This is a genomic window from Psychrobacter sp. NG27 (assembly GCF_016106655.1).
Lineage (GTDB): Bacteria > Pseudomonadota > Gammaproteobacteria > Pseudomonadales > Moraxellaceae > Psychrobacter.
Map to the genome: position 1 here is coordinate 69,004 of NZ_JADGIN010000002.1, position 23,414 is coordinate 92,417.

The 23,414-nt window shown below is 44.5% G+C and carries 22 protein-coding genes; 11 read left to right on the forward strand and 11 right to left on the reverse strand.

Annotated features, from left to right (window positions below):
• Window positions 1–260 precede the first annotated feature (260 nt).
• The 5 genes from IP485_RS03720 (at window position 261) to oppF (ending at window position 6,351) form a co-directional block, all read left to right on the forward strand.
• On the forward strand, window positions 261–1,931 hold the full coding sequence (locus IP485_RS03720) for an ABC transporter substrate-binding protein (protein ID WP_198326058.1): 1,671 nt from the start codon (window positions 261–263) through the stop codon (window positions 1,929–1,931).
• Window positions 1,932–2,134: 203 nt separating this feature from the next.
• Window positions 2,135–3,055, forward strand: a complete 921-nt coding sequence (oppB, locus tag IP485_RS03725; RefSeq protein ID WP_194363336.1) for an oligopeptide ABC transporter permease OppB — start codon at window positions 2,135–2,137, stop codon at window positions 3,053–3,055.
• A 116-nt stretch (window positions 3,056–3,171) separates the two neighbouring features.
• Window positions 3,172–4,077, forward strand: coding sequence for an oligopeptide ABC transporter permease OppC (gene oppC / locus IP485_RS03730; protein ID WP_010197600.1), 906 nt, complete (start codon window positions 3,172–3,174; stop codon window positions 4,075–4,077).
• A 27-nt stretch (window positions 4,078–4,104) separates the two neighbouring features.
• Window positions 4,105–5,280, forward strand: coding sequence for an oligopeptide ABC transporter ATP-binding protein OppD (gene oppD, locus IP485_RS03735; RefSeq protein WP_198326059.1), 1,176 nt, complete (start codon window positions 4,105–4,107; stop codon window positions 5,278–5,280).
• A 54-nt stretch (window positions 5,281–5,334) separates the two neighbouring features.
• Window positions 5,335–6,351 carry a murein tripeptide/oligopeptide ABC transporter ATP binding protein OppF gene (oppF, locus tag IP485_RS03740; RefSeq protein ID WP_198326450.1) on the forward strand — a complete coding sequence of 339 codons (1,017 nt, stop codon included), beginning with the start codon at window positions 5,335–5,337 and terminating at the stop codon, window positions 6,349–6,351.
• Window positions 6,352–6,366: 15 nt separating this feature from the next.
• On the opposite strand, the gene IP485_RS03745 is transcribed toward oppF, so the two are convergent.
• Window positions 6,367–6,621, reverse strand: coding sequence for a DUF2798 domain-containing protein (locus tag IP485_RS03745; RefSeq protein WP_198326061.1), 255 nt, complete (start codon window positions 6,619–6,621; stop codon window positions 6,367–6,369).
• A gap of 357 nt (window positions 6,622–6,978) precedes the next feature.
• Here IP485_RS03745 and IP485_RS03750 point away from each other — a divergent pair, with 357 nt between their 5' ends.
• Window positions 6,979–7,923: an alpha/beta fold hydrolase gene (locus tag IP485_RS03750; RefSeq protein WP_198326063.1), complete on the forward strand. Its 945-nt coding sequence runs from the start codon at window positions 6,979–6,981 to the stop codon at window positions 7,921–7,923.
• A gap of 284 nt (window positions 7,924–8,207) precedes the next feature.
• Here the strand turns inward: IP485_RS03750 and IP485_RS03755 are convergent, their stop codons facing one another.
• The 4 genes from IP485_RS03755 to IP485_RS03770 all read right to left on the reverse strand — a co-directional run bounded on the left by IP485_RS03755 (window position 8,208) and on the right by IP485_RS03770 (window position 11,171).
• Window positions 8,208–8,585, reverse strand: a complete 378-nt coding sequence (locus IP485_RS03755; RefSeq protein ID WP_198326064.1) for a DsrE family protein — start codon at window positions 8,583–8,585, stop codon at window positions 8,208–8,210.
• A 113-nt stretch (window positions 8,586–8,698) separates the two neighbouring features.
• Window positions 8,699–9,241, reverse strand: coding sequence for an acyl-CoA thioesterase (locus tag IP485_RS03760; protein ID WP_198326066.1), 543 nt, complete (start codon window positions 9,239–9,241; stop codon window positions 8,699–8,701).
• Window positions 9,242–9,290: 49 nt separating this feature from the next.
• Complete coding sequence (locus tag IP485_RS03765; RefSeq protein ID WP_198326068.1) at window positions 9,291–10,421, reverse strand: YheT family hydrolase; 1,131 nt, start codon at window positions 10,419–10,421, stop codon at window positions 9,291–9,293.
• A 153-nt stretch (window positions 10,422–10,574) separates the two neighbouring features.
• Window positions 10,575–11,171, reverse strand: a complete 597-nt coding sequence (locus IP485_RS03770; protein ID WP_198326070.1) for an IMPACT family protein — start codon at window positions 11,169–11,171, stop codon at window positions 10,575–10,577.
• 196 nt (window positions 11,172–11,367) lie between these two features.
• On the opposite strand from IP485_RS03770, the gene IP485_RS03775 reads away from it, so the two are divergent.
• Together IP485_RS03775 and IP485_RS03780 are read left to right on the forward strand one after the other, a co-directional pair.
• Window positions 11,368–12,072, forward strand: coding sequence for a pseudouridine synthase (locus IP485_RS03775; protein ID WP_198326071.1), 705 nt, complete (start codon window positions 11,368–11,370; stop codon window positions 12,070–12,072).
• A gap of 462 nt (window positions 12,073–12,534) precedes the next feature.
• Entirely contained in the window at window positions 12,535–13,599 is a 1,065-nt protein-coding gene (locus IP485_RS03780) for a disulfide isomerase DsbC N-terminal domain-containing protein (RefSeq protein ID WP_198326073.1), read from the forward strand.
• 197 nt (window positions 13,600–13,796) lie between these two features.
• On the opposite strand, the gene IP485_RS03785 is transcribed toward IP485_RS03780, so the two are convergent.
• Window positions 13,797–14,447, reverse strand: coding sequence for a DUF2939 domain-containing protein (locus IP485_RS03785; protein ID WP_198326074.1), 651 nt, complete (start codon window positions 14,445–14,447; stop codon window positions 13,797–13,799).
• A 406-nt stretch (window positions 14,448–14,853) separates the two neighbouring features.
• Between IP485_RS03785 and dnaJ the strand changes: the two genes are divergently transcribed.
• The 3 genes from dnaJ to IP485_RS03800 all read left to right on the forward strand — a co-directional run bounded on the left by dnaJ (window position 14,854) and on the right by IP485_RS03800 (window position 17,974).
• Window positions 14,854–15,993 carry a molecular chaperone DnaJ gene (gene dnaJ, locus IP485_RS03790; RefSeq protein ID WP_194363350.1) on the forward strand — a complete coding sequence of 380 codons (1,140 nt, stop codon included), beginning with the start codon at window positions 14,854–14,856 and terminating at the stop codon, window positions 15,991–15,993.
• Between the two features lie 172 nt (window positions 15,994–16,165).
• Window positions 16,166–16,996, forward strand: coding sequence for a 4-hydroxy-tetrahydrodipicolinate reductase (gene dapB, locus IP485_RS03795; protein WP_198326075.1), 831 nt, complete (start codon window positions 16,166–16,168; stop codon window positions 16,994–16,996).
• Between the two features lie 51 nt (window positions 16,997–17,047).
• The gene (locus tag IP485_RS03800) at window positions 17,048–17,974 is read left to right on the forward strand and encodes a hypothetical protein (protein ID WP_320159112.1); all 927 of its coding nucleotides are present in this window, start codon (window positions 17,048–17,050) and stop codon (window positions 17,972–17,974) included.
• A gap of 93 nt (window positions 17,975–18,067) precedes the next feature.
• Here the strand turns inward: IP485_RS03800 and IP485_RS03805 are convergent, their stop codons facing one another.
• The 5 genes from IP485_RS03805 to IP485_RS03825 all read right to left on the reverse strand — a co-directional run bounded on the left by IP485_RS03805 (window position 18,068) and on the right by IP485_RS03825 (window position 23,013).
• Window positions 18,068–19,243 carry a type III PLP-dependent enzyme gene (locus IP485_RS03805; RefSeq protein WP_198326452.1) on the reverse strand — a complete coding sequence of 392 codons (1,176 nt, stop codon included), beginning with the start codon at window positions 19,241–19,243 and terminating at the stop codon, window positions 18,068–18,070.
• Between the two features lie 122 nt (window positions 19,244–19,365).
• The gene (gene def / locus IP485_RS03810; protein WP_197174880.1) at window positions 19,366–19,917 is read right to left on the reverse strand and encodes a peptide deformylase; all 552 of its coding nucleotides are present in this window, start codon (window positions 19,915–19,917) and stop codon (window positions 19,366–19,368) included.
• Window positions 19,918–20,113: 196 nt separating this feature from the next.
• Window positions 20,114–20,368, reverse strand: a complete 255-nt coding sequence (locus IP485_RS03815; RefSeq protein WP_198326076.1) for a GlsB/YeaQ/YmgE family stress response membrane protein — start codon at window positions 20,366–20,368, stop codon at window positions 20,114–20,116.
• Window positions 20,369–20,693: 325 nt separating this feature from the next.
• Window positions 20,694–22,163 (reverse strand): UDP-N-acetylmuramate:L-alanyl-gamma-D-glutamyl-meso-diaminopimelate ligase, encoded by a 1,470-nt coding sequence (gene mpl / locus IP485_RS03820; protein ID WP_198326077.1) that lies wholly within the window; start codon window positions 22,161–22,163, stop codon window positions 20,694–20,696.
• A 229-nt stretch (window positions 22,164–22,392) separates the two neighbouring features.
• Window positions 22,393–23,013 (reverse strand): copper resistance protein NlpE N-terminal domain-containing protein, encoded by a 621-nt coding sequence (locus IP485_RS03825; protein ID WP_227686408.1) that lies wholly within the window; start codon window positions 23,011–23,013, stop codon window positions 22,393–22,395.
• Between the last annotated feature and the right edge of the window lie 401 nt (window positions 23,014–23,414).

The following is a 23,414-nucleotide window of genomic DNA, read 5'->3' on the forward strand; positions in this document are numbered from 1 at the left end:
TGTTCGTTTTTACTCATGATTACTATATGCGTATGTTTGACTAAATTCATGTTTTTTCTATGAACTGAAAAATTGTTGACACCAATAACTTTTTTTATTATTACTATTACCAATAGTTTTCTAACGTTCATTATTGACAGATGGTCAGACTATGACCTCTAACAACATAATAACGGCTATGAAAACGATAAACATTCAACTTTAATGGATTTATGAACAGGTTGATTAATCTGTTCGCCATCTGCCCGCTAGGACGCTATATGAGCCACAACCCTCTCTCCCTTCGTACTGCTGTATTTTTACCTACTTCTCTTGCACTTGCTATGTTTACGACCGGATGTAGTGACAATACGGCAAACAATAATACCAGCTCATCAGCCGATATTGATCCTAGTGTACTGTCTGAAACTCAAGAATTGGTCATTAATAACGGGACGGAACCTGAGTCGCTAGACCCTCATAAAGTATCTGGTGTACCGGAGTCTAATATTGGTCGTCAATTATTCGAAGGATTGACCAATACCGATGCAGATGGCAAAACCATTCCAGGAATGGCAACTGAGTGGGAGAGTCCGGACAACAAAGTCTGGACGTTCAAACTGCGTGACGCTAAGTGGTCAAACGGCGATCCAGTGACGGCGCAAGACTTTGTTTATAGTATGCGCCGATTGGTCGATCCAGATACTGCATCACCTTACTCAAGTTATTTGGTTGATGCCAAGGTCGTCGGCGCTGACAAAATCGTCGAAGGCGCTGCTGGCATCGAGATGCTTGGGGTAAAAGCAATCGATGACAAAACATTGCAAGTCACGTTGTCAGAGCCTGTACCTTATTTCCCCGATATGCTGATTCACAACTCCGTCAAACCTGTGCATCAAAAAACGGTCGAAGCGTTCGGTGATAAATGGACAGATCCTGCCAATATCGTCGTCAATGGCCCTTACAAAGTCAGTAAGTGGAAGATCAACGATGAACTCGTTTTGACACGTAACCCTTCCTATTATGACGATGCCAATACGACGCTGAATACCATCACGATACTACCGATTCCTTCTAGCACCACCGATGTCGCACGCTATCAAGCTGGCGAAGTAGATGTCACTTATAACGAGATTCCAACCGAGCAATTTGCGTCTTTAAAAGAAACCAATGGCGATGAGCTCAGAGTCTCTCCTTATCTTTGTACGTATTACTATGAATTTAATACGGTCAAACCGCCTTTTGATAATCCAAAAGTACGTCGTGCGCTAGCCTTGGCATTGGATCGCGACACTATTGCAGACAAAGTGATTGGTCAAGGACAGACGGCCGCTTATCAGCTCACGCCTACAGCCGCGAATGGAGATGTGGCTAATACACCAGAGTGGTCTACTTGGGACAAAGAGAAGCGTATCACTGAGGCCAAAAAATTACTGAATGAAGCCGGTTACAACGAGAGCAATCCACTCGCCTTTGAGCTGCTGTACAACACCAATGACAATCATAAAAAGGTCGCAGTTGCTGCCACTTCGTTATGGACACAGGCGCTTGGTTTTGTTGATGTGACATTGACCAATAAAGAGTGGAAAACCTATCTTGATACGCGCCGCAACGGTAACTATCAAATCGCTCGTGCTGGCTGGTGTGCGGACTATAACGAACCGTCAGCCTTTTTGAATATTGCCAAATCTGACAATAGCGGTAACTACGGTAAGTACGCCAATACCAATTTTGACAACTTGATGGCACAAACACTAAAAGCAGGCGTCACGCCTGAGCAGCGTGCAAGTTTGTATCAAAAAGCCGAAGCACAGCTAGATCAAGATATGGGGCTACTCAATATCTATCATTACGTCAGCCCTCGTTTGGTAAAACCTTACGTCATCGGCTTTTCAAAGAACGATCCTCTAGACAATTGGCAAGGTAAAGATATCTCTATCGCCAAGCACTGATCATTTAGCACTAATCATCAAGCATTGATCATCAAGCACTAACCATCCAATAGTCTTATCAGCAGGCGCTATGAAAAGGAGTAATTCCGATTGATAGCGTCGGTCTGCTATGGATCAGAGAAAATCTGAAAGCGGCGTAAATACTCAAAACGAGCATTTTAAAATCAGGCATCGTTGTACAGGTAATATTATAAAGAGGCATTATGCTAAAGCTTATTTTTCGGCGGATTTTAGAAGCCATTCCGACCATGTTTGTTTTGATAACCGTGTCCTTTTTTATGATGCGGTTAGCACCGGGCAGTCCTTTTAGTAGTGAGCGCAGCTTGTCGCCAGCGGTATTGGCCAATATCGAAGCCAAATACAATCTTAACGATCCCATGTGGCTACAATATATCCACTATCTACAGCAGCTGGCAGTAGGCGATTTTGGCCCGTCTTTTAAATATAAAGACTATACGGTCAACGAGCTATTGTCGCAGTCGTTTCCAGTGTCTATGGAACTGGGCATGTACGCGTTTATATTGGCACTGGTGTTAGGACTGATCCTTGGTGTAATAGCGGCGCTCAAGCAAAACTCGTGGATGGATTATGTACTGATGGCGTTTGCCATGACAGGTGTCGTGATTCCAAGCTTTGTAAAAGCCCCACTATTGGTACTTATTTTTGCCATTATTTTGCAGTGGCTGCCAGCAGGTGGCTGGAACGATGGGGCAGTGCGAAATCTGATATTGCCCGTCACGGCCTTAGCATTGGCTTATGTCGCCAGTATCGCGCGGATTATGCGTGGCTCTATGATTGAGGTGATGAATAGCCAGTACATCCGCACGGCTAGGTCTAAAGGCTTACCGATGCGACAAATCGTCATGAAGCATGCGCTCAGACCCGCTTTATTACCCGTCATCTCTTATCTAGGCCCTGCTTTTGTGGGCATTATTACCGGCTCTATCGTGATCGAGACTATTTTTGGTTTGCCGGGTATTGGGCAGTTATTCGTGAATGGGGCGCTCAATCGTGATTATGGGGTCGTGCTTAGTTTGACCATTTTGGTTGGTGTATTGACGATCGCCTTTAATGCCATCGTCGATATTTTATACGCCATCATTGATCCAAAAATCCAGTATTGATATTAATGTTGATATTGATATTGGTAGTGATGGCCACTTAAAAAACACCGTATAAATGCCAATCATCGCTTAAAAATAAATATCAGATTCTCAATTAGATAAGTAAAAGGACGACTATGAGCCTGACCGTAGACCAGCCAACCGAGCTTATGGATACGCCTGTTAAAGAGATTAAAGGTCGCAGCCTGTGGCAAGATGCGTGGCGACGTTTTTATCAAAACAAAGCAGCAGTGACGAGCTTTTTTATCTTATTGCTCGTCGGTATGTTTGTTATCTTTGTGCCCATGCTAGCGCCTTTTGGTTATGCAGATACCGATTGGAACTTTATGCAGTCTGCACCTTCGATTGAAAACAAGCACTATTTTGGTACGGACTCGCTTGGTCGAGATTTGCTCGTGCGCACAGCAGTCGGCGGAAGAATATCGCTATTGGTGGGTATCGCTGGCGCCACGGTGGCGGTACTGGTTGGTACGGTATATGGCGCAACGTCAGGCTATCTGGGCGGCAAAGTCGACATGATTATGATGCGCTTTTTAGAAATCCTTAGCGCCTTTCCTTTTATGTTCTTTGTAATTTTGCTCGTGACGATATTTGGTCGTAACCTTATCTTAATTTTCGTCGCTATCGGATTGGTCTCTTGGTTGGATGTCGCTCGTATCGTCCGTGGTCAGACGCTCAGTCTAAAAAGCAAAGAGTTTATTGAAGCGGCACACGTCGGCGGGGTATCCGGCTTTAATATTATCCTGCGTCATATCGTGCCCAACGTGCTTGGCGTGGTGGTAGTTTACGCCTCATTACTGGTGCCAACGATGATTTTATTTGAATCGTTTTTGAGCTTTTTAGGACTTGGTGTACAAGAGCCTATGACCAGTTGGGGTGCGCTATTACAGGAAGGCTCGCAAACGATGCAAGTCGCCCCTTGGCAGATTTTGATTCCTTCGGCTTTTTTGGTCATTACTTTATTTTGCTTTAACTTTATTGGCGATGGTCTGCGTGATGCGTTTGACCCCAAAGACCGCTAGGCTCAAGCTCGCTAGGAGAACAACATTATGGCAACTCAAGATATTAATAGTGTACCTAAAAAAATAGATTCTACTGTCCGTAAGATAGGTGCTGAGTCAGAGCTCAATAATCAGGGCAATCCAGCCAGCCAAACCAGTCAGCAAAGCAGCTTGTTGGCGGTCAAAGATTTATCCGTGCAATTCACGACCGAAGATGGACTTGTGACCGCCGTGAATGGTTTAAATTTTAACCTGCATGAGGGTGAGACCTTGGGCATCGTCGGCGAGTCAGGCTCTGGCAAGTCGCAGACGGCGTTTGCCATCATGGGTTTGCTAGCAAAGAATGGCCGTACCAAAGGTTCCGTAAAATTTGAAGGCAATGAGCTGCTGGGTTTATCGCAAAAGGCACTTAATAAAATTCGCGCTGAGCAAATCGCTATGATCTTCCAAGATCCGATGACCTCTTTGAATCCCTATATGAAAATAGGCGATCAGCTTGCCGAAGTGTTGATCTTGCATAAAGGTATGAGCAAAAAGCAAGCGTGGGCAGAGTCGATACGTATGCTAGATGCAGTCAAAATCCCTGAGGCAAAAAACCGTATTGGCATGTATCCGCATGAGTTTTCAGGTGGTATGCGTCAGCGGGTCATGATTGGGATGGCGCTGCTCTGTCGCCCAAAACTACTGATTGCCGATGAGCCAACGACAGCGCTTGATGTGACGGTACAAGCACAGATTATGGTGCTGTTGAATGAGCTAAAGCGTGATTTTGGCACCACTATTGTTATGATTACGCATGACTTGGGTGTGGTGGCAGGTATCTGTGATCGAGTACTTGTGATGTATGCTGGTCGTACCATGGCATATGGCGAGACGGAAGAGATTTTTTATACACCGACGCATCCTTATACTATCGGGCTGTTAAAAGCCATTCCGCGTCTGAATGATGATAAAGGCAAGCTTGAGACCATTCCTGGCAGTCCACCCAATCTACTTAACCTGCCGACTGGTTGTCCTTTTCATGAGCGCTGTACGCATGCGATGGATATCTGCCGTGATGTACCGCCTCCACTTGAGTTTCTACCCAATGAGCGTCAACGCGCTTGTCATTGGCAGCCTGAGATGCAAGTCGATAAGTCAGCAGACATTAAAGAGAGCGTTTCAGTAGATACTGATGCTGATATTGATACGGGCACCAAAAATCCATCAACGCTGGAGGGCTAGAGTATGACATTATCAAGTTCAGAGATGGCAAATACAGAGATGGCAAGTGCAGAGATGGTCAAAAACAGCAGCCAAGCCCCGTTATTACAAGTGCAAAATGTGCATACGACATTCAATATTAAGCAAAAAGGCACGTACTTTTGGCAAAAACCTGACACCTTAAAGGCCGTCAATGGTGTCTCGTTTGAGCTATTCGCTGGCGAGACTTTGGGCGTGGTAGGTGAGTCGGGCTGTGGTAAGTCGACGCTGGCAAGAACGATCATCGGCCTTATACAAGCCAATTCCGGCAGCATTAAATTCGGTGATGAAGAGATCGTTGGCGCTTCCAAAAAAACCATGAGAATGAAGCGCAAAGACATTCAAATGATATTCCAAGATCCGCTAGCGTCGCTCAATCCGCGCATGACAGTAGGCGATATCATCGCAGAACCGCTGCGGACGTATTATCCAAATATGAAAAAAGCGGAAGTACAGGATGAAGTACGCGCCCTGATGAAAAAGGTTGGGCTACTGTCCAATCAGATTAACCGCTATCCGCATGAGTTTTCTGGTGGTCAGTGTCAGCGTATTGGTATTGCTCGTGCACTGATACTGAAACCTAAAATCATTATCTGTGATGAGCCAGTTTCCGCCCTTGATGTCTCTATTCAAGCGCAGGTCATTAACTTGTTGCAAGATATACAGCAAGAGATGGGATTGGCGCTGATCTTTATCGCTCATGATCTGTCAGTGATCAAGCATATCGCCGATCGGGTATTGGTCATGTATTTAGGTCATGCGGTCGAGCTAGGGGTAGACAAGGCCGTGTATAGCAATCCGACGCACCCTTATACCCAAGCGCTGATGTCTGCGGTGCCATTACCTGACCCTATCGCCGAGCGTAATAAAACCATTCAATTATTGGAAGGGGACTTGCCAAGCCCGATCAACCCACCATCAGGCTGCGTATTCCGTACCCGCTGCCCGATAGGAGATAGCGAGTGTGCCCAAATCAAACCTGAGCTAGAAGGTACGTTGAACCATAGGGTCGCTTGTCTAAAGAATAAGGTTGACGCTATAGCGGTTTTATAATGGTTAAATGGTGTCTCAATAAAACTCTATTCTACTCAATACATGCTCCTGCACCAGATAGGCGCAGATATAAGCGCTTGGCCACGCAAACATAAAGGCCAGACCCCATGAGTGCATTAGCTCCATAAAAAAGCCATCGATAAAGCCTTGTTTGACCACCAACAAGGCCGTCGAGATAATGAATGACATCATCAACGCCATAATGCCTGTAAAGATAAGTCGGTAGTATTTGCGACGGGTGCGAATTCTGAAGGGAGAAGTTTGTGACATAAAGAGGCTCGGTCTGATATGAAAATCACTCTGCTTAAAAACTTTTATAAGCAGGGCGCGGCAGTTATTAATTATGGCGTTAATACGGTCAAGATGGGGTAATAGTAATGTAATTCAATATGATGAGCATGACCATTTTGGCAGAATTTGGACAAAACTGACCGTGGTAATGACGCAAAAATTTATCAGATAATTATCAAAATTCGTTGTCCTCATTGTCCCAAGTTAAGCCAATTGAAGGTGCATGAGTACACGGATTGGGTTGGTATTCACTGTTTTAATACGATAAGCTTGGCTATATGTTTTTTATTGCTTTCAGGTCATAAGGTTTTGCCATTTATTAATAGGGATGCTCCAATGATATTACTGCGTACAAGTTTGGCTGCTCTACTGGCTCTTTCTGTCGTGGGATGTACGACGCCCAATACCTTCACTGTCGCTACGACCCAAAAGCTAGTACAGTACGAGCGCAACAAGTCAGACCTTGAAGCCAAATCGTTGACGCTGGCATCCGGCGATCAAATGACGTATTTAGAAGGCGGCAACTTAGCTGGCGAACCCTTACTATTGATTCATGGTTTTGGTGGTAATAAAGACAACTTTACTCGTATTGCAGATAAGCTAGGCGATTATCATCTGATCGTTCCTAATCTGCTAGGTTTTGGTAATTCTAGCAAACCACTAGAGGCGGACTACCGCGCTGATGCACAAGCAAAGCGCTTGCATGAACTATTACAAGCGAAAGGAATGGCATCGGATATCCATGTCGGTGGCAACTCGATGGGCGGTGCTATCAGTGTTGCGTATGCAGCGATGTATCCTGATAGTGTCAAAAGCCTGTGGTTACTCGACAGTGGTGGATTTTGGTCAGCCGAGACGCAACGAGAGTTCAAAGCATTAGACCTTGATAACAGTCCTTTGTTAATTGACAGCACGGAAGCGTATTTTGCGATGTATGAGACGGTCATGTACAAGCCGCCTTATGTTCCAAAGACGATACAAGCTGTTTTTGCACAAGAGAGTATCGCTAATCGGGCACTGAATACTAAAATACTCAAACAGATCATCGAAGATAATGTAGAAGAGCGTGCAAAAGTTATCGCACAATATAATATTCCAACGCTGATCGTTTGGGGAGAAGAGGACAAGGTCATAAAACCTGAGACGGCAGAAATAATGAGTGAGCTGATGCCGCAAGCACAGGTCATCATGATGTCACAAGTGGGTCACGTACCGATGGTAGAGGCGGTGAAAGATACGGCCGAAGATTATAAAGAGTTTCGGGCAGGATTAGAGAAATAATGAGTTAGGTTAGTTAAGCGTGTTTTAAACTAAAAAGAAACATCAGAATGTCTGATGTTTCTTTTTTACTATATGAAGCGTCGTTACTAGGGCGTGTCTTCATTTCAAAAATGGTGATAAAAATAAGATAAGTTGCCGTCAAACAAGAAAAATAGCACAGATAATATCGGGATATCAGCCAGCTATTTGACGATGTTTGGCAAGATTTAGCCATTTTTAGCCCATCTAAATGACTATCGAGTGAATTGAAGACACGCCCTAGTATGCTTGTACAAGCTTGTTTTTTAGCTCAACTGCAACGACCCTTTCGCATTCATCAACAGCTCAACCACATCATCACCGCTAATCACTGTAAAGCGTTTATCGATAGCGGATTCTTCAACACCATTGTGCTTCATGCATGCGCTACAGACCAATACTTGGCCACCTTTTTCGATAAAGGCTTCTAGTAATTCACCCGCAGGTTCAAACGGTGCACCAATATTGACATCGTCCAGTGCGTTAGGCAAAGCCAAACGCACCGCATCTACCATCAATATCACTGAGGCAGAGTGCCCTTTTTTGAGTGCCACACCAGCCATCGTAAAGGCTAGCGTGATTTTGCTTGGGTTTGATTCGTTATTATCAAATAACGTACCGACATAATTTGTTGTGTTAACCATATGGTTCTCCTATTAGCGTTTTGTCATAGTAAATAACTGACTGTCTAATAGATTACCATTTATTATACTTTTTTATATAATGTATTGTTATCAAACAGTATCGCTTGAGTTACCTAGCTTACTGGTGGCCACGGACGATCAGCATCACTCTCTATCCATTCGGCGACGTAGCCCGTTGGCGGTAGCTCCCACTCAGACTGCCCTAATGCTGCCATTACTTGTGCCGTGTCGATCACTCGTCCGCCTTTGGTCACACCTGTACGCAGTAGCCCAGATGAGCAAGGCTCACCTTTGACCCACATGGATTGCTCGATATAGAGCCAACGCGCATCGATACCGACGATTTTGGTTTTTAGCGTGACTTTTTGAAAGGCGCGGATACGCTTACGGTATTGGATGGTGCTGCCAGCGATGACCAAACCCCAGCGCTGTTTTAGTAGCTGGTTGCCAAGCCCAGTCCGTACCGCAAAGTCCATACGTCCCAAATCATACAGCGTGAATACGCGGCCGTTATTCATCTCCAAAAAGTTATCGATATCAGATAAGCGGCAGCGAAATTGAATCTCACTGGTGTCCTTAAATGTCAATGTATCGCCTCGTTTTGCTTTGAGGGCGGCATGAGCGATGGTGGCGGCATAACGGATAAATGGGTACATAGAACACTCTCAAAAGGGTTAAAGGATAAAGGTAGGGTCTACCAGATGATTATTGGTGCTCTTTATTAGACGGTACGCCAATATAATTAAAATAAGCACTGACGGTCTCGGGTATCCAGTTGATATCGAATTTTGAGGTTTTTGTTGTTTTACCATTTGTTCCCGATTGCTCAACGCTAGATTTATTATCAGTAGATTGACCATCTACTGAATGCTTGTCTGCGCTATCTTTTGGATGATTGTCAGAGCGATAACGCAGATAACCGATATGACCACCATGCGGAGTATCCAAAATAGTGACACTATCAGAGACATCATTTGGCGTGGCGGTAAAGCCGATAAAAGGATCGTCTTTTGCACTAATTAATAGTAGAGGCTTAGTTACGTTGATCAAATAAGGTAGGGCAGAAGAAGCTTGATAATAGTGATTGTTGGAGCGGTAGCCATGACGCGGGGCGGTGAAGATATCATCAAAGTCGCTGATACGATTGACGGCTTTGATAGCATCAATTTCTTCTTTGGTAATATCGTTCGCCAACGCTTTTTTGATAATTGGATTGAGCAAATAAGGTGTATAGATACGATGACTCAAAAAGCTGTGCATGGTAATGGCCGCTGACGACATATCGACGGGAGCAGAGATGACAGCAGCGCCTTTGCAGATGGCTTCGTCACCATACTCGCCCATGTACTTCGCTAGTGCATTACCACCGAGTGACACGCCAGCCGCATAGATATTGGCATACTGCGCACGTAAGTTTTGTAGCGCGTGATGCACCTCGGCAGTATCACCCGCATTATAAAAAACTCGACCATTAGCTGGAATACCGCCACAACTACGAAAGTGCACCACCACAAAATGCCAGCCTTGCGCATGCATTTGATATGCCAGCGCGCGAGCATAATGGCTATCGCTGCTGCCTTCCATACCATGAAATAGCACAATCAATGGCGTTTGCTCAAGTTCACCAGCTTTTGATGCCTCTACAGAGTGCGCATCATAAAAGTCGTAAGCAATATCGGTTTCACTTAAGGAATCTTGCATCACCACGCGGCGATAGGTTGGTGCTTTAGGAGCAAAGAACTTGGGCAAGATGCTTTGTAGATGGGGATTGGTCAACCAAAATGGCGGTTTAAAAGGGGCTGGAGAGAATGGCTTGTTCGATTTGGAAGCAGACATAAAGGGCTCTTGTTTAATTATTTTTAAAAAGCAATGGCTTATCATACCGAGGCTAATGCTTAAAACCAATTTTTTTCAGTGAACGCATGGTTACTGAATGTCAGCCACTTAAAAGTAGACGTCTAAAAGTAGTCGATTAGCATCATGCATCATTTAAGGCTTATCCAACACCCGCCCATCCATCGCAAGGCGTTCTTTTAAACTATCGATATCGACTTCAGCAACCGTCACAGTCAGTGTCACTTGCTTACTATAAGCGACATTATCGATGCTGCCGTTCAGACTATCGACGACGTAACGGCACTGTGCTTCGGTCGCAAACGCTGTCAGTATCTGAATCTGTGTCATGGGTATATAGGGGCTTAATATCATCTCATCGACTACCGCTTGGGCAGAGCCTGCATAAGCACGGGTGAGACCGCCAGCACCCAATTTTATACCACCGAAGTAGCGCACCACGATGATGATAACGTTGCCAATTAATTTGTGCTGTAGGACGTTCAATATTGGCCTGCCTGCCGTACCGCTTGGCTCACCATCATCATCAAACCCTGCACTGGTGGTGTTATCAGGGTCGCCCACGATATAGGCCCAGCAAAAGTGACACGCATCTGTGTACTCCCCACGTAGCTGTTCCACGTGAAACATTGCTTGCTCACGAGAGGTCACAGGATAGGCGTAAGCAATAAACTCGGATTTTTTGATTTCTAGTCGAGTGTTGACCGCACGTTTTAGCGTTTGATAGCTCATATTTCATCAGGCTTAGGTTGGATATGTTAAACTGGCATAACTTTCACTGCTGTCCATATTTGGCACAGTGTTCATTTAATTTTCATTATAGTACCATTTCTAACCATCGAAGATAACGAGCCGCTCACGGCTGAGTGCTGGCATCGTTAGTTTCTGATTTAGGGCTGGTATAATAAAACCGATGGTAGTAAATAGTATGCGTTTAGATAAATTTATTAGTAAAGCCACTGAGCTGTCGCGTAAAGAGTCCAAAAAGATTATGCACGCCGGCGAAATCACCGTAAACGATCAAGTGGTCAAAGATCCCGGTCTACATGTCGATATCGTCAATGATGAAGTGATGTGGGCAGGCGAGCCATTGTCGGTCGCTGCTGGCAATCGCTATATCTTGTTGTATAAGCCTGAAGGCTTTGAATGTACGCTCAAAGTTAAAGAGTATCCAATCGTCACCGAACTGATTGCAGTACCAGAATTGGGCAGCATGCGTATCGCTGGTCGACTCGATGTCGATACCACAGGTGCACTGCTCATGAGTGATGATGGCGGCTGGCTGCATCGTGTTACTAGTCCTAAGCACGAACACGCAAAAGTCTATGAGCTGACGTTAGCCGATGCGATGGATAGCGATGCTCAGGCCAATGCAGTCAAAGAAGTGGCTGAAGGCATCTTACTAGAAGGTGATCACGAAGAAACCAAGCCTGCCGTGCTTGAATTCATCGATGAGACACATGCTCGTCTGACCTTGGAGCAAGGCAAATACCATCAGGTTAAGCGTATGATGGGCTACTTTGGTAATCGAGTTACTGAGCTTCATCGTGCTAGTATCGGTCATGTCTCGCTAGAGGGTCTAGAAAAAGGCGACAGCCGTTTCTTAACGCCAGAAGAAGTGGCCAAGTTTTAATGACTGAGCGGCTTAATGCTTAGCACTGTCATTTTTTAGATTATCGTTTCACCGTTCATGAGCAGCCACTATATAGTGTGCTGCTTTTTTTGATTCATCGTTTTATAGCCACTCTCTTTTTGAACTCACTATCATATAGTCAAAGAAGTCTAAAATGGGTACAAGGCAGCCGACTGCAGATTGTACAAATAGTACATTTAGGGAGAGTAACGCGGTAGCCGTTTAGTCGTTCTCTGACTATAGTGCTATGTCTAGCAGTAACTTGTGTTGCCTATCTCTTAAAGCTAGGTAGCAGTTTTGCGACATGAGTCATTTAACACTTCGCAAAACCATCCCATATGCTACAGTCTTTTCTATCTATATTTTTATATAATCATTTTTTAGTGTGGCTTCAGTATGGCTAGCTCAGTATGGCCAAGTATTGAAAGCCGCTATGATTAAACACCAGATAGGACTCTCTCTGTGACATTACCTGTACTAAAATCAGCCAGTTTGATCAGTGTGATATTACTAGCAACCACGGCTTGCGCGCAGCCAAGTTCAGTGGACGCGACCAGCACTCAACCCAGTCAAAATAGCCAACGTTCGCAAACGGTCGAAGCAGTAAGTGCGACTGTTGATAAGCGACTGCGCCAAGTGCTGACTCAAGCAGGCATCAAAACGCAAATTACTGCTATTGTGCCGTCCAAATTACCCAATATGTATCAAGTGAATTTGGCTGGGCAGTTGCCGCTGCATATCACTGAAGATGGTAAATATGTCATTCAAGGTGAGCTACAAAAGAACCCAAGCAAGCGGGTAGTGACCAAAACACCCGTACGCAGCACGAGTGCGCAGGTAGGCAAACCTGTCAGTGCGAGTGTCAAATCTGACATGCTAGCAAATATGGCTGCACTGAAAAACATGAGTGAGAAAACGCCATTCTTTTACACAGCCGTGCCTGGTGTGATCTGGGGCGCGACGCTAGAAGGTGTACCGTTTTTATTGTCAGATGATGCACAATACATCACTGATGGCGAGATATCTGTTATCGAAAATGGCCAGTTTATCGGGCTCGACGAAGAATTTGAATCGTTGAAAAATCAATCTGTGTTTGCGACGTTGGATAAGAGCCAACTGATTACTTATCCTGCGACCAGTGTCGAGCGTGCTATTATCTATATTGCTGACGACGTGAACTGTCCTTATTGCCGCCTGTTTCACAAGCAAGTACCGATGCTCAATGCCAAAGGCGTGACGGTCAATGTCATCGGCTACCCGATATATGAGGCGTCACCTGCGCAAATGCGTGGTATCTGGTGTCAGGCTGATGAAGACAGTCGCCGTCAAGCGTTCGATAAGGCAATGCTAACAGGTGAAATGACACCTGCATCAGCAAGCTGTAGCATCGACCATGTGACACCCAATCGTGAAATAGCGGCTGGACTTGCGGTAATGGCGACGCCTGCTATCTACCGTGAAGATGGGGTGCTGTACCAAGCCAGCTTTGAAAGTCCTGAGTTTCTAGAATTTCTAGGCATTGAATAATTTATTGGCAGCATTAAATATTTTTAGTCCTGCTTTTTGGCTTTTCTTTTTAGCCCTTCGTTTGAGACCTTCAGTGCTTTGATATCTTAAGCACTTAGCGCAAGCCATAAAAAACCGCCTTATGAGCTGATTCATAAGACGGTTTTTTTAGCGTTTTTTTTAGAAGCTTCCGTGTCTCAAAAGCGGTCTTAAATGACCTATGGCAAGACGATGTCTACGATTTTCCAATTGATCAGTCCTTCACGTTGCATTTCAATAGTCAACGGATAACCTTTCACTTGACCACTCACGCTAAAGCAATTGATGCCGCAGTAGCTCAGCGATGGCTTCTCGCTGTCGTTGCCTTGGGCGACTTGCTGCTCAAGTTCGGCAGCTTGTTTTTTCATGACTTGCTGTATTTGGCTTTTGACCACGGCATCGACATCACCGCGTTGAATGATTAAAGACTGAATGAGGTTTTTGAGGTCGACCTGATCGTTAGCGATGGCCCATGCAGCGGCCAGCTCTTTGGTGGCTGTGTTGGCTTGCCCTTGAGTATTGATGACCTTTTCGATGTTTTGCGGGGTGATAGCGCCATCGACGGCTTTAGTAATAAAGCCATTGGCAGCCTCAGTCAATGGCTCGCCGCCCAGCTCAGAGATAAGAGGGTACTTCGTCATCGTCGTGGCAAATTGGCCAGTTAACTGGTTCTGGATGCTTGGTCGTACTTGATCATAATTGATCGCTGCTGCGATGGTTGCGCCATCCTTGTCATCATAAGCATTTTTGAGCTGATAGGCACTGTAATAAGGAGAGCCTGCATAGATTGCAATGGCAATTATTATCAATAAAACAATCAGCTTTTTCATAAGACTTGGCACCTTGTCACAAATGTCATCAGTTATGGCGATAGATATTATCACGAGTGCAGGTGATTCAGGTATGAAAAGCTTTATAGCGTTCTTAATAAACTGTGTATCTCCATTAATCAGCACCGGTCACGAATTTCATCAGCCCAAAGCTTGATAATTCAGCAGACCATCTCCATAAATAGCGCAAACTTTTTATAATTGATTTGGCTAAGCAGCCCTCCACCGTATTAGTTTGTTAGAGTCATGCACTACTCCTTACAAAATCTTAGACCAGTTTATGAAACGTTCGTTTTCTATGTTTCATGTGAAACCTTGTAGATTGATTGTATAAGGTTGAGACAGTCGTTGATTGGAGCAGATGAGCTGACAAACCGGTGGTACTGTAAGGACGATAGGAGAAACCATGAGTAAACGCGATTTTTATGAAATATTAGGTGTCAGCAAGACCGCTGACAACAAAGAAGTTAAGCGAGCCTACCGCAAGCTTGCCATGAAATATCATCCAGATCGCAACTCTGATGACCCTGATGCCGAAGATAAATTTAAAGAAGCGTCGATGGCTTACGAAGTGCTTAGCGATGCAGAAAAGCGTTCAGCATACGACCGTATGGGTCATGCAGCCTTCGAAAACGGTATGGGTGGTGGTGGATTCGGCGGTGCAGGCGGTGGCAATTTCCAAGACATTTTTGGCGATATTTTTGGCAACTTTGGCGATATATTCGGTCAGCAGCGTGGCGGTGGCGGCGGTGGACGCTCACGTCGTGGTTCGGATTTGCGTTATGTGATCGAGCTGACCTTAGAAGAAGCGGTACGTGGCTGCAAAAAAGAAATCAGCTTTACGGCTCCTGCACCTTGTGAAACTTGTGATGGTAAAGGCGCAAAAAATGCGTCTGATATTGTGACTTGTCAAACCTGTCATGGGCAAGGCCAAGTCCGTATGCAGCAAGGTTTCTTTGCTGTGCAGCAAGCATGCCCGCATTGTGGCGGTACTGGTAAACAAATCAAAAACCCTTGCTCTGATTGTCATGGCAATGGCGTAAAAGACAAATCACGTACGCTAGAAGTGTCTATTCCAGCCGGCGTTGATGACGGTGATCGCGTTCGTTTGTCAGGTGAAGGCGAAGCAGGCGGCGCTGGCGTACAAAACGGCGACTTATATGTCGAAGTGCGCGTTAAATCGCATAACGTGTTCACGCGTCAAGGTGCCGATCTCTATATGGATGTGCCTGTCAGCATCACTGATGCTGCACTAGGTAAAGAAGTCGAAATCCCAACCTTAGATGGTAAAGTGAAAATCAAGGTGGCCGAGGGTACGCAGAGCGGTAAATTGTTACGTGTGCGTGGCCGAGGTGTGACGCCAGTTCGCACCACGATGAAAGGTGATCTAATTTGCCGTGTCATCATCGAGACTCCAGTGAATCTAACAGGTGAGCAAAAAGATCTGTTACGTCAATTCCAAGATACCTTAGATGACGATAGCAAGCATCAACAGTCGCCGCATAAAAAGTCTTTCTTTAAAAAGATTAGTGACTTGTTTGATTAAGAATAACTACTACTAAGTAGTTATAATCAAAATTAGCCCAAAGGTTTCACATGAAACCTTTGGGCTTTTTATTGCCTGTATAAAAGACCCCTCAGCGGATGATATTTGCTAAACTTACAACCAATGATATGCCAAACAACCTCACTAAAAATACAGCATTTAAGGTAACAATATGAGTCAACAAGCAAAAGCACAAACCATCAACGTTGGTGTGATTGGTGCAGGTGGTCGTATGGGTCGTATGCTCATCGAAGCCGTGCAAAATAACCCGCAAACTATGATTAAAGCTGCGATTGAACGCCAAGGATCTAGCCTCGTCGGCGCAGATGCAGGAGAAGTCGCTGCTGTCGGACGCTTAGACGTGCAAATCGTTGATGATCTACAGGCTGTAATCAGTGATATCGACGTGCTGATTGATTTCAGTCTGCCTGATGCTACTGAAAAAAACATGCAGATTTGTGCTGAGCATGGCGTTGCTATGGTCATCGGCACGACAGGATTCAACGAGCAGCAAGAGCAGGTATTGGCAAAAGCGAGTGAGCAGATTGCGATTGTTTATGCGGGCAACTATTCAACAGGCGTCAACCTGTCATTGAAGCTATTGGGGATGGCTGCAAAAGCATTTGGCAATGACGCAGATGTAGAAGTCATCGAAGCACATCATAAGCACAAAATTGATGCACCATCAGGTACCGCTTATATGATGGCAGAAGCCGTGGCAGAAGCCCGTGGACAGAATCTAAAAGACGTCGCTGTTTATGGCCGCGAAGGACAAACGGGCGAGCGTGAAGCTGGTACGATTGGTATTCATGCGATTCGTGGTGGTGAAATTATCGGTGACCATACCGTGATGTTCATCGCTGACGGCGAGGTAGTCGAGATTACGCATCGTGCCCGAGCTCGCATGACTTTTGCCGCTGGTGCTGTGCGTGCTGCGACTTGGATTATTAAGCAAGAAGTAGGACAGTACGATATGCAGGATGTGCTAGGTCTCAACGAATAGACATTGTTGACTACAAAGTCGATGATGGCTCGATGACAGGAAGTAATAGATGTGAATGGTATTAAGCACTATATAAAGCATCAACTGGTGAGTGCTATTTGCCTGACTAACAGGGCGTGCTTCTGTGTACTTGTACTAAGCGTCGTTGTACTACCAGTGACCGTACAAGCGGCTACCATTCAAACCTACGTGATTGAAACTTACGGTGGCGCTGCACTATTACCTGCAGTCAGACAGCAATTAAATAGCAGCGCTGATGGCGGGACGGTCACAACTTATCAAGACAAACTGGTACTGAATACCACAGCGGCTAATTATTACGCAGTACAGCAGCTCTTGACTCAAATTGATGGTCAGCCACAAGCGCTAACCGTTGCTGTGCGAGTGGGCAATGATAGCGGCACGCAGAGTAATATTAGACAAGGTCAGGTCATTATTAGCAATCGCGGTATCCAAGGTGCCGCAATTATTAATCAAAGCAATAGCCAGCAGCAGGGCAGTAATTTATACCAAATAAAAACCTTATCTGGCAGTGCAGCGAGCATTAGCACTGGCACGCTTTATTCGCTGACTCAGATTTATAGCAGCAATCGCCATGCAACCAATCACTATGACAATCAGCAGCGACCCGCTAACCCTAATCTAAAGCCACAGATTATTATTCAGCAGCAAGTATTGCTTCCAACCACTCAAGGAATTGCTGTTACACCAAGATTGATTGCCAATGGACAAGTTGAAGTACAAATTTCCCAAGTAGAAGAGACACTCGCGCGATCCAATTCGCCTTATAATCGAAGCGGTTCTGTGAATCATGCTATTCAAGGTCAAAATTTGAATAGTACGATTATCGTGTCTCGCGGGCAATGGGTGATTATCGGGCAAATCTCTCAAGACAGTCAAAACCAAAGTACCAATTATGGCAGTAACCAATCAGTCAATAGTCATAACAGTGTGCCTATTTCATTATTGGTACAGTAGTTGTTTATCAATGATATCCTTAGACGAACATAAAAAAGCGCGGCTCTGATATCATCAGTGCCGCGCTTTTTTTGGATGACTATTTATAGAAAACTAGTCAATATAAATCACGTCTAATGGCGGGAAACCATTGAACTCGACTGATGAATAAGAGTTGGTATAAGCACCAGTGGTGAGCCAATAGATTTTGTCACCAATCTCCAGCTCTTCTGGTAACTGATAGCCTGCTTCTTCATACATGATATCGGTAGAGTCACATGTTGGACCGGCCAATACCACAGTACCTTCGTTGGTTGAGGTTTCCATCTTAGGGGTATAAACAGGGTATTTGATGGCTTCGCCCAGTGTCTCGATCAAGCCTTGGAACAATCCTACATCGGTGTATACCCAGCGAGTCAAATCAGTGCTAGATTTACGTGATATTAAGATCACATCACTCGCCAACACCCCTGAGCCGCCTACTAGCGAGCGGCCTGGCTCTAAAATAATCTCAGGCATTTCATCTTCGTTATAATCGTCCGTTAGATAGCTCTTGATTTCTTCTGCGTATACTTTTATCGGATTCACTTCACTGATGTAGTTGGCTGGAAAACCACCGCCCAAGTTAATCATTTGTAGCTTGATGTCTTCTTCATTTTTCATCCAGTCAAACATGTATTTGACCTTGGCTAATGCATCATCCCAAGCGGCGACATCCTTTTGCTGACTGCCTACATGGAATGAGATGCCATAAGGCACTAAGCCCAAATCTCGCGCTTGAATCAATAGCTCAATTGCCATATTTGGATGGCAACCAAACTTACGAGATAGCGGCCATTCTGCAGTGTCCGAGCCTTGAACTAAGATACGTACAAATATTTTTGAGCCAGGTGCATGCTTTGCGATATTTTTTAGATCTGCTTCTGAGTCAGTGGCATAAAGATCAACCCCTTTTTCAAACGCATATTTGACATGATCGGCTTTCTTGATGGTGTTGCCATAAGAAACACGCGATGCATCTACACCGCAGTCCAGCACGCGATCAAGCTCATAAATAGACGCACAGTCAAAGTTTGAGCCAAGCGTAGCCAGTAGGTTAATGACTTCAACGGCAGGGCTCGCTTTCATTGCATAATGGATTTTTGCATCAGGGAAGAACCCAACCATTTCATGATATTTCGTCTTTATACGACTAAGGTCAACCATCAAAAAAGGCGTCTCACGACCTTCAGCAGCTTTGGTGAATTTCTGCCAGCTGGCAGGGTCAAAATATTGGTCAATTTTGATCATTGTCATAGTGGTAAACCTTTAGTAAGGACAGTATCTGCTAGAAAAATTATCGTCAAACAGCGGATATTAAATCATAATATCCGCGTTAGGCATTATTATATAGTGGACATCAAATACAGAGATTAAACGTTGGTCGCAGCCTGTGGTTGGGCTTCAGCTGCTTCTTGCTTTTCGCGTATTTTGAGGACTTTACGCACTTTATCACGAGCACGTGTTTGCTTGAGGCGAGACAAATAATCGACGAATATGACACCATTGAGATGATCCATTTCGTGCTGGATGCAAACGGCAAGCAGACCTTCTACTTCTTCGTCAATTTTTTCGCCATTCTCATCCAAGGCTTCGATACGCACTTTATTAGGACGTTCAACGCTGTCATAAACCTCAGGAACGGACAGACAACCTTCTTCATACGGTTGTTTGTCTTCTACCAATGGTGTCACTTTTGGATTGATAAACACCCGAGGGCTGTCTTTATCTTCAGATAAGTCGATCACGATAAGCTGAATATGGTGATCCACTTGGCTGGCAGCAAGACCAATACCTTGAGCATCATACATCGTCTCAATCATATCTTTGATTAAGGCTTTGATTTCAGCAGTGACTTCCTTGACAGGCTTGGCAATCGTGCGCAAACGAGGATCTGGATAACTTAGAATAGGGAGTAGTGCCATAACGCTCACCTCAATGATAAGATAAAATAGGGTTGATATTATAAGATAAATGGGGACAAAAGTAATGCTTATCAATACTTTCGCAGTCACAAGATACTCTATAAGACGAGAATATCTAAATTCTCATTATGAACAGCACAAAAAAGCCCTACTTGGCGTAGGGCTTCTATTTTGAACGGTTCTTTTAAATTATCAGTTATGCACGGCGTTTATTTACAATCATCTCATACAAGAATAGTAGTATGATGGCACCGATTACTGAGAAGATAAGACCCGTAAAGCCGCCATCTGCATTGATACCGATCATTCCTGCGATAAGTCCACCAAGCATTGCACCAACGATACCCAAGACAATGGTCATGATCCAGCCCATAGGATCGTTGCCTGGTTTAATAGCACGTGCCAATAGACCTGCGACTAGACCTACAATAATCATCCAAATAAAGCTCACAATATTCTCCTAAATTTATCAATAGTTATAATGTGTTACGTCTCTAATGAATACATTGTAAACAGTCGCAAGACACAAAAGTAAGCACGAAATGTTACCTGTGTACGGGCTATGTGAGAAAATAGTCTTATTTGCTAACACGTAGGGGCAATAGGTAAACGGGAGGTTACAAAGGTAGCTGTAATGCTAATAGGAGTGTTTGTCAGGGCTAGTATTATGGCGAAATCTATAAAAACTGAGACAAAGTAGCGCGACTTATCTTTGATAAGATAGTCGCGCTTCTTTTGCTATGGTAACTATTCAGAATAGAGTCTAAATAACAGAATTACTTGCTGTGAAGTGCAGTTAATAAACGTTGATGAATACCCTCAAAACCACCGTTAGACATCACTACAATTGCATCACCTGCCTGCGCATGATGGGTGATATGCTCGATGATAGCATCGACACTAGACATGACTTGCTGGTTACCAATGGCGTCATTTATAGCAGTAGCCTGTTCGATGACTTCTCTTAGTCCCCATTCAAGACCCGTAGGCTCATACCAAAGCGTATAGTCAGCGAGGGCAGCAGACTCAGCTAAGCTGTCTTGGTGAATCCCCATCTTCATGGTATTGCTGCGCGGCTCAATAATCGCCCAGATACGTCTGTCAGACAGCTTCTTTTTTGCACCATCTAATGTTGTGGTAATAGCGGTTGGATGATGGGCAAAATCATCAAACACTAGGATGTCGTTTACGTCACCAATCAGCTCCATCCGGCGCTTGATACCAGCAAAGGCTGATAGTGCCGCGCAAGCAGTCGAAATACTGACGCCAACATCATACGCTGCAGCGACGGCAACGAGCGCATTATTGACGTTGTGGATACCACTCATCGACCAATCTACGATTGCTGTCGCCTTTTTATCATCAGCAAAACTCACTTGAAACTGGCTGCCATCTTCGCGCATGAGCTCAGCTTGCCATTCGCTATCGTTGACATTGTTGTCAGCTGTATTCTCATCAATCACTGCTGTGCGCCAAACAGGTGTCCAAACGCCTTTCGCTAACGTATCCTCTAGACTGTCAGTCGCTGCTGGCATGATGATTTTTCCAGTGCTTGGAATCATGCGTATCATATGATGGAACTGTGTCTGGATAGCATTGAGATCTGCAAAAATATCCGCATGATCAAATTCTAGATTGTTCAAAATTGCCGTACGCGGACGGTAATGAACGAACTTTGAGCGCTTATCAAAAAACGCAGAGTCATACTCATCGGCTTCAATAACAAAGTATCCTGTCTTTGACGGATTATCGTTATTCCTATCAGCACCCAAGTAGCTGCTGTGCGCAAACACTTTCTGCAAGTGCTCATCAGTGGTGTTGACCAATGGCACGCCGCCAATCAAAAACCCCGTATCGATACCTGCATAATGCAGTATCCAAGCAAGCATGGTGGTGGTTGTCGTCTTACCATGCGTACCAGCAACGGCGATCACATGGCGCGATTGCAGTACCTGCTCAGATAAAAACTGTGGCCCTGAGGTATAGCGCAGACCGTTATCTAGCATATACTCAATCACATCCATGCCGCGCTTCATCGCATTGCCCACGACGACGAGGTCAGGTGCTGGCTGTAAATGTGAGATCAAATAGCCTTCTTCAATCGTGACGCCAGCATTCTCAAGTTGGGTCGACATCGGCGGATAAACACTGGCATCTGAGCCCGTGACAGTATGGCCGAGTTCTCGTGCTAACAGCGCTAGCGATCCCATAAAAGTACCACAAATACCAAGAATATGAATATGCATAGACGTTCCGTACAAGCTTGTATAAAGGAAATAAAATCTAATAAAAGATACGAATTTGGATGCTTGGCTGCCATTAGGACAGCTCATCTTTTGACCAAGGCTTGCCAAGACAATTGCGCTATCAACCAGCAATCATTGTAAAGTAAACGCTGTTCGATGACCAATAAAAAACGCCCAACAAGTAGGCGTCATTCAATAGGCTATATTTGGTCAATCTGACTAGCAAAGTTTATTGACGCGACAAGGTATAGTCGTTATCTGGGTTGTCTTGCTTATCGAGTAAAACCAAATGATTGTCTTGGATCTGATAAGCTTCAATATTTTTGTTTTCATAAACAATCGTGATTTTATCGTTATCTTGACGATAAATGCCAGATTCAAGTAAGGGTTTTCGTGGTCGTTCAGTGTTGTGATAGCTACTGGACTTTAACACCGAACCATCTGCAAATAGATTCAGAGTTATATCAATACTATCGCAGTCTATACAAGGCACCATCCCACCATAATCGCCCATCAACGTTGCTTGTAGCATACTGCTTTTGGATTCTGATTGCGTTGCCGATGACGGTTTATAAGCATCATTGCTGAATTGCGCTGCCGCGATCAGCGATTGGCCTTCTGTCACTTCATCCAGATTATCAGAGTCCGATTGAGACCCATCACTACTTTGTAGGCTGTTTGAGAGATCATTTTGCTCAACAGAGGCCATCTTGGTCATCATTTCTTGGTCAGCATTAGAGGAGGCACTGTCACAGCCTACGAGCAGTACACATAGCGGCACTGCTAGTATCGAAAGGTGCCAGCGACTGACAGCAGATGTGATAGAACGAATAGACGCAAGATATATCATGATCATACCAAAAAAATTTCAGATAATATTTGAGAGTTTTCTCATCTGATCGACGATGTAATGCTCTTGTCAGAACAGAGAGGCAGTAAGGAGCACGGATTTATCAATAACATAAGTCGGGTAATTTATTGAATTATCTAATAATAATCGCAAAAATGGCCCGATATGCAAAGATAGGAATAACTAAAGTCTAGCTATTCATAAACAATCTGTTTAAAGATATCAAAGGGTTAAAAATATCTCTGTGGGCTTTTTGTTGTGGTCGATATATCGAGTGGCTTAGCGATGAACCTCATTGGTCTTGTGCTATGATTAATAGGGTTTATAAGGGACAGTAAACAGTGGCGGATATAAAAACAGACATTACATAATAGAATATGAATGTCTGTTTGTTTGAAGAG